Annotated in this window: 8 protein-coding genes and 2 pseudogenes; 2 read left to right on the forward strand and 8 right to left on the reverse strand. The window is 34.1% G+C overall.

Translation table 11 applies throughout. From position 1 onward, the window contains the following. The first annotated feature begins 449 nt into the window (after window positions 1-449). Window positions 450-866 carry a nuclear transport factor 2 family protein gene (locus NLJ82_RS27645; protein WP_000790838.1) on the forward strand — a complete coding sequence of 139 codons (417 nt, stop codon included), beginning with the start codon at window positions 450-452 and terminating at the stop codon, window positions 864-866. 28 nt (window positions 867-894) lie between these two features. Here NLJ82_RS27645 and NLJ82_RS27650 read toward each other — a convergent pair whose 3' ends face one another. The 7 genes and pseudogenes from NLJ82_RS27650 to NLJ82_RS27680 all read right to left on the reverse strand — a co-directional run bounded on the left by NLJ82_RS27650 (window position 895) and on the right by NLJ82_RS27680 (window position 9,046). Next, on the reverse strand, window positions 895-2,049 hold the full coding sequence (locus NLJ82_RS27650) for a Ger(x)C family spore germination protein (RefSeq protein ID WP_000766211.1): 1,155 nt from the start codon (window positions 2,047-2,049) through the stop codon (window positions 895-897). Further along, window positions 2,046-2,741 carry a spore germination protein gene (locus tag NLJ82_RS27655; RefSeq protein WP_000881732.1) on the reverse strand — a complete coding sequence of 232 codons (696 nt, stop codon included), beginning with the start codon at window positions 2,739-2,741 and terminating at the stop codon, window positions 2,046-2,048. Before NLJ82_RS27655 ends, NLJ82_RS27650 begins: the two co-directional genes overlap by 4 nt. Before the next feature lie 301 nt (window positions 2,742-3,042). Continuing rightward, a pseudogene (locus NLJ82_RS27660) lies at window positions 3,043-3,525 on the reverse strand (sulfotransferase family 2 domain-containing protein); the annotation flags it as partial. A 786-nt stretch (window positions 3,526-4,311) separates the two neighbouring features. Then, entirely contained in the window at window positions 4,312-6,579 is a 2,268-nt protein-coding gene (gene gshAB / locus NLJ82_RS27665) for a bifunctional glutamate--cysteine ligase GshA/glutathione synthetase GshB (protein ID WP_000425291.1), read from the reverse strand. Window positions 6,580-6,653: 74 nt separating this feature from the next. Then, window positions 6,654-6,926, reverse strand: a complete 273-nt coding sequence (locus NLJ82_RS27670; RefSeq protein WP_000264853.1) for a hypothetical protein — start codon at window positions 6,924-6,926, stop codon at window positions 6,654-6,656. Window positions 6,927-7,092: 166 nt separating this feature from the next. Further along, window positions 7,093-7,926, reverse strand: a complete 834-nt coding sequence (gene fghA / locus NLJ82_RS27675) for an S-formylglutathione hydrolase (protein WP_254754774.1) — start codon at window positions 7,924-7,926, stop codon at window positions 7,093-7,095. 4 nt (window positions 7,927-7,930) lie between these two features. Then, window positions 7,931-9,046: an S-(hydroxymethyl)glutathione dehydrogenase/class III alcohol dehydrogenase gene (locus NLJ82_RS27680; RefSeq protein ID WP_000842153.1), complete on the reverse strand. Its 1,116-nt coding sequence runs from the start codon at window positions 9,044-9,046 to the stop codon at window positions 7,931-7,933. Window positions 9,047-9,168: 122 nt separating this feature from the next. On the opposite strand from NLJ82_RS27680, the gene NLJ82_RS27685 reads away from it, so the two are divergent. Further along, the gene (locus NLJ82_RS27685) at window positions 9,169-9,525 is read left to right on the forward strand and encodes a winged helix-turn-helix transcriptional regulator (protein ID WP_000234699.1); all 357 of its coding nucleotides are present in this window, start codon (window positions 9,169-9,171) and stop codon (window positions 9,523-9,525) included. Between the two features lie 699 nt (window positions 9,526-10,224). Here NLJ82_RS27685 and NLJ82_RS27690 read toward each other — a convergent pair. Next, window positions 10,225-12,834, reverse strand: a pseudogene (locus tag NLJ82_RS27690) (Tn3 family transposase); the annotation flags it as partial. Window positions 12,835-12,926: the final 92 nt, after the last annotated feature.

Consider the following 12,926-nt stretch of genomic DNA (forward strand, 5'->3'; position numbering starts at 1 on the left):
ATAAATATATTATATATACGATATATGTGTTTTGTATGGAGATACTGTAAATTTTTTGGGAAGTTTTCACAAAAGTAACCTATATAAAGAAAGCCTTAACTCTAATCTTTATGAATATGCTTATAGTTCAAAAAAGATAAAAGCTCTCCTGTGAATAGGAGAGCTTTTATCTTTCATATAAGTGAATCCGATTTTATGATTTTAAAAATGAATGTCGTCTGTTATACCCCTATAACGCTGACTTCATTATTATACTAATGTATAGAACGGAAATCAATATTCTAGTAATAGGTAGATTCCCCCTGCTACCCTTCTTTTTAATAATAAAAACATCATAAAAATTGTATTTAGATATATATAGTTTTATGGTTTTAGTTATTATATACTTATACAAGTGATTTAGCTCTTTCTAAGAGTTGAAATTACGTTATATATAAGGAGTGGTTTAAATGAAGAACAAATTTACGCGTATGGTCATGTTAATAGTGGTAATGGCTTTATCAGTTACAGCACTTGCAGCATGTGGAAATAATCGTAATCCGGAAGAAGTTGCTACAGCGTATTTCGAAGATGCAAAAGAAGGAAATGTTAAAGATTTTGGCGAGTTATTCACTCCTGAAGCGAAGAAAATCGTTGCTTTTGTGGGCGGAAATGCAGACCTAATGAAATCAGTTAGCAAGGATCTTAAAAGCTATAAAATCCGAAAAGTCGAAGAGAAAAATGAAATTGCTACAGTAACTGTTGATGCTGTATATAAAGATAATCCTAATAGGGGTAGCGTCAGGAAAATGCGGATTTACAACGTTAAGGAATTCAATATAAAAAAGCCTAATTTCTCGGTGTTGCAAGAGCTTAGGCCTTTTTAAAAAACTATAAATACCGTTTGAATTAATATTAGGATCCATCTTGGTACTTCAACTTTCCGGAGTTAACTAAATTAACTTTAACTTTTAAATTCTTTATACTGTGTTCATTTAAGTAAAACGAGTCTGTTTTTACTTCTTCTTTCCATTTTCTTGGATTCTGACGGTATAATGATTCACCTAATTTGTAGATATCTGCATTTATTTCTATTCCTTTTTCAAAGGATTTTAGAATTTCTAATTTGATAATATCTTCAGTTTTTGTAATCAACTCTTTATCACTAATTTCCTTGATCTTCTCATTTATTCCAGCTTGAACTTCAACTCGAATATTAAAAAGTATGGGCTTACTACTCATAATAGGGGAAATTGTAATCTTAGGTTTCTCTATCACTACGGAAACAACAGCGCTATCATTCTCAATAATCCACACAGGAGATCGAACGTTTTTTTCATCCATCCATCTTAGACCGTTTAAATCAGTCTCAGAAAGCCATCCTTCTAAGCGATTATTCCTTACAAAGAACGCTCCATCATTTCTTAATAATGGTGCTTTTTTGGATTCTTCTTTCCAATTTTCTGTTGAAATTTTAAGTGATGGGATATAAGCAGTTTGCCCCATCGGATCACTATCTCTAATAAATTGATAAAATTGTTTAGGTTGTATGTAAGACCGTTGTTTATACCTTTCCTTTGGTTCATGGAGAATGGTAGACAACCCCGATAATGTAAAAAAGGCTTTTGTTTTAAGTATATCATCAATGGGTTCCTTTGTAGCGTATAAGAGAATATTATAGCGTATTTCTCGGTACCGATTAATAAAATCAATAGAGTCTTTAATATCTTGTCTGAGCAGTCTTTCGCTTAATATTATTGTAGATACATGTCCCCAAAAAAGTCTTTGTTGAGCATCCTTATATAATTGATTTAATGCTTCCGTAATGGTAAAACCTTCACCTCTTCCTATCCACACTGGTGGTTGTTTATCAGGTCTAGCCCCCTCTAACTTAGCAACGTTAGAAAAGTCAAGTAACTGAGCATAAGCTATATATTTTCCTTCTTTAAAATCTATACCAAGAGCTGCAACATAATAAATATCTTGAACTTCTTTAATATTCCAACATCCAGATAACATTGCACTAGTGATAAGCATCATAATTATTAGTTTTATTTTGTGCAGCTTCACTGTTTTCCTTCTCCTTCGTCCGTTTTAGAACTATCATTGGTTCGGAGATAATCAACTCTATGTCTATAACTTCTCCACGGTAAACGAAACAATCCCTTGAAAAAATCTGAACTAGATTTTGGGAAAACTAAAGCTAAGTAAGGGATTCCAAAGGAACGTAATCTTGAGATATAAAGAACGATTACGAATCCGGCAAGCATAAATCCATATAACCCCATCAAAATTGAACATAATAGTACAAACCCTCTGAGTATGGATACTGCTCCTGCTAATATTTGGTTTACTAAGGTATATCCCGCAATAGCAGATAAAGCAGTAATAACAATGACAGAAGGGGAGATAAAACCCGAACGGATTGCAGCATCCCCAATGATTAGTCCGCCTACCACTGAAAGGGTTTGACCAAGGGGGGAGGGTAATCTTTGACCGGCTTCACGGAACATCTCAAAAAGGAACAAAACAATTATAAGCTCAAGTGGTGCTGGAAATGGTAGACCTGATCTTGCAACAGTCACAGTCGCAAGAAGAGGGAAAGGAATTTGATCTTGGTGATAAGCAAGTAATGCCATCCAAAATCCGGGTAGGAAGACAGCTAAAAGAAATCCTATCCACCGATAAAAGCGTGCAAATGATACAGTTAGAAAATTAAAGTGGGAATCTTCTGCAGCTTTTATTAGGGGTACCGCCAGCATTTCGGAAAAAAACCACGCTAAGAGAATATATATAAGAAAAGAGCCAGAATTTACCCCGCTAAGAGTAAATCGGCTCTTTAATATATAAAGGATGCACAGAAAAACCTAGAGGGGTTCAGCCGAGATACTTGTAGAAATGGGTCATAATCATACATTATTTTACAAATACATCTTATCTTGAAGGTATATGGATTATATAAAGTTAAAAATATAGTGTTAAACCCAAAAAAACACCATAACAGTGTTCACGGTGTTTTCCATATTAAAAATAAGACTATTATTTAAGTACTCTGAAACTGATTCATATTGTAGAAATATCCATTTTAAGATAATGATACGCTTCAAAATCTTCATTAAATATATCTGTAACTAATTTTATAGCCTCCGTATCATAAAAGCTCTGATATGTCGGCAGCCGAGGGAAAGATGGATCTGTAATGTCAGCTTCAGCGTAGTTTCCCTTATGAATCATCTTAGGCGCCTGATGATGCCATGATCTCGTTAATGTGTCTAGTGGGATAGTCTGTAAGTTATATTTGTTTTCTATTTTTGAGATTTCATTAGAGAAATTCTCTAAATATATATAATTGGTTACAAACTCTTCTTCTCCTTGAATATATTGTTGTGAATAGTGTGGATTAAGATAGTCAGAATCTGCCCCATTCGCGTGAAGATAATGTAAAAAATGTTTAAATGATTTTTTCTTTTTGCATGTACTGTCGTTATAAATAAACTTTCTAATAGGTTCCCACTCTGGATTTTCTATACCTGGTGGAGCAATAAGGGGTCACCATACCCAAAAAAGAAAATTGTACATTTAGACAAAATTTAGACACATTTAAACTGATTCCTGTACGTTAAGGAACCGATTACTTAGTTTACTACTTTTTTTAAAGAATCAAATAGTGAAAATTTCGTGGAAATTTGCTTAACGTAAGTTTTATATCAACTATTACGTTGGAGTACAGCCAAGGTACGTGTATTATCTACTATGAAAATCAGGAATATTTAAAGTATTCTAAGAAGAAGAATTGAGTGATAAGCTACGTTAACTACTTGATATCTTAACTAAGTAAATTATGTATTTAATGTATTCAAGGTAGTGCAATGAGAAGGTATCGAATAACCTTGCTTGGATAAACCGTGTCTCTTAAGAGCTCCTTAAGGCGCGTCCGTTACCTTGAGGGCAACGAACGGTTGTAGACTTCGATGTTGCAAGGATCGTTGTCAAACAAATTGTTTACATGTATTCAATGTAAAACTCTTATTAAATTAAGGTTTTTACTCCTAAGTATAGATAACATGTATATCTCGTCTGTATCCCTTTTTGACTTGCTCTTGATTGACCAAATAAGTCAAAATACCTTTCTAAATTTCCCTCTGATATTCCCCTATTTTATCTTATTCAAACTTGCATTCCAATAACCCATTTCTCATACGCCTGTTTCTAAAATAATAATTTAAATTGGGACCTCTGAGAGATCCCAATTAATTAAAAAGTAATGTCTCCTCTTGTTACATCATTTACAATTTTTATACTAATCCCTCTAACATCTCGAAGACTTCTAAATTATTTTTTTGGTAGTTCAGGGAATAAATAATGTAATATACAGATGGTCAAACGTCTGGATTTGCCTTTATACGGATATATATGCATATACATCGATGGATTAAAGTTTGCCTCAATAATTCCATAAGCATTTTTATTAGCTGCAGGAACTTCTGTATTTTCAATAATCAAATCAATACCACTAATATTTGCTCCAAGTGCCGACACAGCATCTACGGCAATTTTCTTATAATCATCGGGAATTTGATCTGTCATATCAATTGAGTCTCCACCTGTACTGACATTAGAATTTTCTCGCAGAAAAACAATTTCATCACTTGTTGGAATAGAATCTTTTCGATACCCTTGAGCTTTAAGCATTAGGACCTCTAATTCACCTAATTGTATATTTTCTAAAGGTGTTCTATGGTCCATTCCTCTTAATGAATTCAGGTTCTTTTGAGCGACTAACTCTTCAATCGTATGTGAACCGTCTCCTATAACATTGGCTGGAATTCGTAATAAAACGGCAGAAACTTTGCCATCTAGCACAAAAAATCGATATTCTGTTCCATTAATAAATTCTTCTATTAATACTGATGAGTCCTCTTTAAATGCTATTGTGAGTGCTTTTTGATAGTCTTCGTAACTTGCTCCGTTTTCTTTAAAGATAGATATTCCTAAACCATAATTTGTTGTTTTTGGTTTAACGACAAAAGGCTTTCCTGCAAATATATCATAGGAACGTAAGGCTTTTTCTATATCACTAAATTCCTCACCTATTGGTACACGAAATCCATGCTGTTGAAGAATTTTCTTTGTTACTGTTTTATTTTCCATAATTAATGGTGATATATAACTATCTTTACTTGTCATATTCCCATTTTTCACATATTCAACATGATTTCCTAACTGTAGTTTTAAAAATTGATCTTGTCGATCTAAAACGTCTACTTGTAATCCTTGTTGAATAGCATCAAACATTAAAATTTGTGTAGACAACTCCATGTCAGTAAATCCTGATAGTTGATATGGTTTATCCCATGCTTTTTTATAATTTTCTTTAGCAATACGGGAAGCTACCTGACTTTGACTACTTTTTATAATCTCTTTATAAAGTCTTCCAGCTAAAGTCTTACTTGGATCTGTTAGCATTTCTCTCAAGTTAACAAATAAGGTATTCGAAACAGTTATGTCTAACAGCCCTGTTAAATGTTCCATCTCATCAATAATACGCTCAGCATCTGTTTTAAATTGCGTATGTTCTAACGGATGTTCAAGAGCCACTAAATTATTTTGAAAATCACCGATTTTTACCCATTCATCATTATTATCGTCTTGATCAATCCAGAGTAAATAGATGAGGAAAAGATGTAGAAATTCTGCTTGTTCATGGCTAATTCCATATGTTTCAAAAGGATTTAAATCTAGGTTTCTTAATTCAATATAACGAATCCCATGATTTTTTAAATCTGAAACTTGAGGACCGCCCCTTAAACGGACAGATGCATAAAATTCTTTTTCTTCTAATAAAACCCCTTTACTTACCAGCGAAGAAAGATCAGATATATAGTTCTGTAAACTACTATAGGATACTTGAACATCATTTTCATTACTATAACCATATTTACTATTTCTAATGCTTCTTACGGCGTCATTTAAAGGATTTATTTCAAAGAAATTCTTTTCACTACTAGGAGAAGCACCGAAGAAATAAGTTATTAACCATCGATAGTGTAAATAATTCCTTGTGACTTTCAGATAAATTTCTGTTTTAAATTGATGATAATCTTTTATTTCTGATTGTAATTCAAATAATGCCTGAATCAAATTATCGCTAAATTCAAAATTGTAATGAATACCACTAATCATTTGTTTTCGTCGACCATAAGAATTAGATAAATATCGACGATATAAAACATTTTCATGATTATTAAGTTTCGCAATAACAATATCTTCTTCTTTTTCGGGCAACTGTGGTGGCATGCTTAATGGCCAAAGCATTTCGTTATTTCCCATAGAACGATAGGCAACATCATGGATAGCTGCTAAATAATTAAATAAATCTCCTAGTGTCTCAGTAACTGGTGTGATTAATTCCATTTGTGTTTCAGAGAAATCTCGCTGAATATAAGGATGTTCATCTCTTACTGAAATACTTTTGGGATGTTCCGTTTTAGCTAAACTTCCTGATAGGTCAACTCGTTGACTTTCTTTTTCAACTCCAAAACGTGCTTTTAATAAATATGGTTTAATACGGTCATTGTTTAACATTTTTTTCATTTCCATACAAACTGTACCTCCCATCAACTCAAATATTTGATATAGAAATAGCTAAAATTATAACCATTATTTTTTTGAATTTAGCATTTGGATATTAATGGCCAAAGCATTTTATTCTTATCCACGGAAAGAGAAGGGATTTCACGAATAGCTGCTAAGTAATTAATCATGTCTTCTAATGTTTTAGTATTAGGCTGAATATATGATCTTGTATCTCTTATCGAAAACGGTTTAGACGTTTCAGTTGAACTTTCAAATAAGTCAACTTGTCGATTTTCCTTTTCAATCTCATAACGAGATTTTAATAAGGATGGTTTAACACGGTAATTAAATAACATTTTTTTAATCCACATGAACTCTTCCTCCCAATTTATTTGTTTTTACAAACTATATAATATGACAAAATATAACAATCAAAAGCACCCACATCTCTACATGCGGATACTTTTGTTACTATATTTTGCTGTAAACTTAAATACTTCATATGCCATTGGAAGTGGGTATTGTTGTAAATAAGAATCATCTTAAATACTTCATATGGAAAGAGAAATGCTCATTTAAGAAAGTGGAAATAAAGAAGTAGCTATGATCATAGCCCTCCATTTTTTTATAAGTTACCATTTGACTATTTTTTTGAGCGTTCTCTAAGAAAATATGTTCTTCCAATTGTTTCGGATAAAACTCGTCTTGACTACCTTGCATAATAAGAATTGGTGGAATAGTAGCTTCTTTAATTAATTCTGAAGCATCCCATTCTTTCCAAGAATCTTTGTCTTCACCTAAATAAGAGGTGAAAGCATTTATTCCCCATGGTACTTGACTAGGAGTTAAGATTGGAGAAAAAGCAGAAACCGCTTTGAATCTCTTAGCATTTTTCAAACCGATCACTAAAGCCCCATGTCCTCCCATTGAATGCCCCATTATGCTTTCTTCACCTGAAAAATTAGGTACTATAGTCGAAGCAATGGATGTTAATTCATCTACGATATACGAATACATTTTATAATGCTGTGCCCAAGGATCCTGGGTAGCATTTAAATAAAAAGCTGCCCCTTGTCCAAGATCCCATGCTGCAACATCAGAAACGTATTCTCCACGTGGTGAAGTATCTGGCATAATCACTGCAACTTGATGTTTTTCAGCCAAACGTTGAAATCCACTTTTTTGACTAAAATTATCATCTGTACAAGTTAAACCAGATAACCACCATATAAGTGGAATTTTTTTCTTTTCTTTATTTGATGGTAAGTAGATACTAAATTTCATATCACATTGCAAGACTTCGGAATAATGGCTATACTTACGTTGCTCTCCTTCGAAAGAACGATGTTGTTCAATACATTTAAGACTCATTATCTCACTCTCCGTAAGTTAAAATCGTACGAATGGATTCACCTTTGTGTAATAAGTCAAATGCCGCATTGATGTCTTTAAATTCTAAATGATGAGTAATAAATGAATCTAAATCAATATCACCATGCATATAATCTTCGACCATTTCTGGAAGTTCAGATCTTCCTTTAACTCCACCAAAGGCTGATCCACGCCATACTCGGCCCGTTACTAATTGGAATGGACGAGTATGGATTTCTTTACCAGCACCAGCTACTCCGATAATAATACTTTCGCCCCAACCTTTATGACATGCTTCAAGAGCGGATTTCATTACTTCAACATTACCAATACATTCGAAGCTATAATCCACGCCACCATCTGTCATTTCGACTATAACTTCTTGAATTGGGCGATCATAATCTGCAGGATTCACAAAATCAGTCGCTCCCATTTTTTTAGCGAGTTCCCATTTTTGGGGATTCAGGTCAACTGCAATAATTCGGCTTGCTTTTGCTTGAACCAATCCTTGAATAGCTGCTAATCCAATCGCTCCTAAACCAAATACAGCTGTTACAGCTCCTTCTTCAACTTTTGCAGTGTTGTGTACAGCACCAATACCTGTAGTCACACCACATCCTAATAAAGCAACTTTATCTAACGGAGCGTTTTCATCGATTTTCGCTAAGTTAATCTCATTAACAACTGTATATTCACTGAATGTACTAGTTCCCATGTAATGATAAAGGGGCTCTCCATTATAAGAGAAGCGAGTTGTTCCATCAGGCATTAAACCTTTACCTTGTGTTTCTCGTACAGCACTACATAGGTTTGTTTTACCAGAACGACAGAATTTACATTCTCCACATTCAGGTGTATATAGTGGAATAACATGATCCCCAGGTTTTACTGAAGTAACTTCATCACCTACTGAAACGACAACACCAGCACCTTCATGGCCTAATACAGCAGGAAATACTCCTTCTGGGTCGTCACCTGATAATGTAAAAGCATCTGTATGACAGACAGAAGTATATAGTATTTTTACTAATACCTCTTTTGCTTTTGGCTCTTCTACATCGATTTCTACGATTTGAAGTGGCTCCCCTGGCTTAAATGCAACAGCAGCTCTACTTTTCAATTGAATCCCTACTTTCTTTTTTTATTGTTTACACCACTAAGATTACACTTTATAATTTTAATTACAATACTGACAAATTTGTCACTATAAACATTTTTTTCGCGAGAGGAAGGTCAAAAATTATGGTTATTCATTATAAGGACAAGGAATTTTTCACTGGAAAAGATTTAGCTTTATCTGTGATAGGAGGGCGTTGGAAAATAGCAATTATATGGTGTTTGTTACAACGTTCGCCATTAAGATTAAGTGAAATACAAAAAAAGCTGCCTGAAGTTAATCAACGTATGTTGATTAGACAATTAAGAGAATTAGAAGACGATAAAATAATTACTCGATGTGTATACCCCGTAGTGCCTCCTAAGGTTGAGTATGAACTTAGTGAAATTGGTCATCAACTAGAGAATGTTGTAACAGCCATCTGTGATTGGGGAGATGACTTTAGTGATTTTGTAGAAAAAGATTCGGACGAACTTAGTTGAAGAAACAAGTAAATATCGATTCATTAAAAATAGTGCGTAATTGTATGACTTAATCCATAAATTTGCATACAAAAAACCGATAACTTTGCATCGAATGCTGTAAAGTCATACGTAACGACTAGTTAAGATAATTAACGAAAATATACGCTAAGTAAATTTCGACATAAAATGAGCCGAATTTCCTACTCTAAGGGGTCCCGCCAACCAAATGACATAAAACCCACGTTAATAAATTTTATGGAAAATAAAAATCCGGTTTTCCTGTATTAAAAAATATTTTACAAAGAAAAAGCTGATTTCCTTATCTTAAAGAAAATCAGCTTTTGGCGTAGTTATTAATTTAGAGGTTGATGGGGTTCAGCCGAGATACGTGTAAAAACGGGGCATGAGCTGTAATATATTTCCATTGTTGGGTTTTTAGATAAAAATATCTACCTCATGATTAACAAAAAGCTGATTACCTATGCGCTATAAATGAACTGCCCCAATTGTTAAACAAAACCTAGCAATTGGGGCAGTTCATAGTTATCATTTGACTCTTCTAGTGACCTTCTCAAGTAAAGCACCCTTTGGTTGAATAAGATTTATTTATTCATTCCCATCAATCGCTTAATTGTTCTTATTTGGGGTACAGTCAGGAAAATGCGGATTTACAACGCTAAGCCCATTTCCCCGACTATTCCCCCAGTTTTAACAACGTTAAGAAAGTTTCAAGGGTCTTAAAGAATCTAACGAGACCATTTTCTCCGAATTAAAATGGTATTCTCCAAGTAAATTAATATGTTCCCAACCTAGAGGTGACATATGGTGCAATAATTCTTCATTAAAACTACCTGACCGTTTTTGATATTCAACTGCCTTTGTTAGATGTAAAGTATTCCAGATACTGATGGCATTGATAATGATGTTTAAAGCACTGGCTCTTTGCAATTGATGTTGTATAGTCCGTTCCCTAAGCTCACCTTGTTTTCCGAAGAAAATAGCTCTTGCTAATCCGTTCATGGCTTCTCCTTTATTTAATCCCCTTTGTATTTTTCTTCTTAATGATTCATCCGATATATAATTCAAAATAAAAATTGTTTTTTCTATTCGACCCATCTCACGTAAGGCTATAGCCAAGCTGTTTTGTCTTGAATAAGATCCTAGTTTCCCCATAATAAGGGATGCTGAAACTGTTCCTTCTCTTATTGAGTGAGCTAATCGCAAAACATCCTCATAATTTTCTTTAATGACCTTTGTATTTATTTGTCCACGTAAAATGGCTTCTAATTTTGGATACTCACTTGCTTTATCTATTGTAAATAATTTTGAGTCTGCTAAATCTCTTATTCTTGGGGCAAATTTAAATCCTAATAAATGAGTCAGTCCGAATATTTGATCTGTGTAACCAGCTGTGTCTGTATAATGCTCTTCTATGTTTAAATCCGTTTCATGGTGCAACAAACCATCTAAAACATGAATCGCATCCCTTGAATTAGTATGAATAATCTTTGTGTAGTAAGAAGAGAATTGATCACTAGTAAAACGGTAGATGGTGGCTCCTTTTCCAGTTCCATAATGTGGGTTTGCATCTGCATGTAGTGATGAAACACCTAACTGCATTCTCATACCGTCTGATGAGGATGTTGTACCGTCTCCCCAATAGGAAGACAATTGTAATTTGTGATGAAAATTTACTAATACGGCTTGGGCTTTATTCATTGCATCTTCATACATGCGCCATTGAGATACATTGGCTAATTGCTTATATGTAAGTCCGGGTGTTGCTTCAGCCATCTTGCTTACACCTATATTCATTCCCATTCCTAAAAGGGCAGCCATAATAATAATCGTTTCTTCTTTATCCGGTTTTCGATTATTGGAAGCATGAGTAAATTGCTCATGAAATCCTGTTATATAAGCAATATCCATCAGTAAATCGGTTAATTTTATTCTTGGTAGCATCTGATAAAGGCTTGCACTAAACTTTTTTGCTTCTTCTGGTACATCTTTTTCTAAGCGTGCAAGTGACAGCTTTCCTTTATCAAGAGAAACTCCATCTAACTTGTTGGAATTGGCAGTTAACCACTTTAACCTTTCATTAAGGCTGCTGGTTCTCTCCGTTATATAATCTTCGAATGATAAACTAACTGATAATCTCGTATTCTCTTTCGTTTGATTCCATGTAAATTCGGAAAACAAATATTCCTCAAAATCTCTATATTGTCTGCTGCCAACAATGGAAACATCTCCTGCCCGAACATGCTCCCGAAGTTCTGTTAAAACAGCCATTTCATAGTAATGACGATTGATTGTTGTACCATCATTCTCGTATAAACGCTTTTTCCAACGTTTTGAAATAAAATCCACAGGTGAGTCATCAGGTACTTTTCGTTTTCCGGATTCGTTCATTCCTCGGATAATCTCTACAGCTTGTAAAAGTGGCTCATTTGCCTTTGTAGAATGAAATTCCAACACCCTTAATAGCGTTGGCGTATATTTTCTTAGTGAATAAAATCGTTTTTGCAGTAAGTCTAAATAATCATAGTCAGCAGGACGTGCAAGCTCCTGGGCTTCTTCGACCGAAGAGACAAAAGAATTCCATTCAATAACGGATTCTAAAACCTCAAAAACGTCTAATTTTTCCTGTTTTGCTTTGATCAAAGCTTGTCCGATGTTCGTAAAGTGTATAACTTTCTCATTCAGCTTTTTACCGTTCAGTTTCTGAATTTCCTCTTGAGCCTTACGACCTTTTGATAAGAGACTAAGTATTTGTCTGTCATGAATTTCAAAAGCTTTATCCGTCAAATCTTGATTAAGATGTAATAAATAGACGGTTAGTATTGAATATCGTTTATTTTCCTGAAAATCACGGAATGCATAAGGTTCATATCTTGAACCCAAGCGAGACAGCTGTAACAGGCGATTGCGGTGCAAATGATTAATTTGCACCGTTTCTAATTCCATTCCTCGTATGTATTCGAGTCGTTCTATTACTTTTAAAAAGGTTTCGGGTGAAGGATGTCCCGGTGGTTCTTTTAACCAACCCAATATCGTTTTATTGGATTCTGACGAATGCTGCAAGGTAATAATATCTTCAAGTTTTTCTTTTTGTTCATTTGTTAGGGATTGACTAACCGTGTTAAATAGCTTCTTTTCAGCCATTGCCCTTGCTTCCCACACTATTCTTTCAAGTGTAGTGATAGCAGGCAGTATGATTTTGTTTTTTCTTAGAAAATCTATGCATTCATGTAGTAGATGAATGGCATCACCATTTTCCAAAGCCAATTGATGTAGGTGCTTAAATGTCATTCTATATTCTTTCAGGCTTAATCACAGGGTTACTGCTCTAGTCCGTCAGATATATTACAATAAAAGGAAAATGGTTTAGCTTTGCTGCTTTTCTTAGTTATCTTGATGGT

The sequence above is a fragment of the Bacillus paranthracis genome, from assembly GCF_024296885.1.
Taxonomy (GTDB): Bacteria; Bacillota; Bacilli; order Bacillales; family Bacillaceae_G; genus Bacillus_A; species Bacillus_A paranthracis.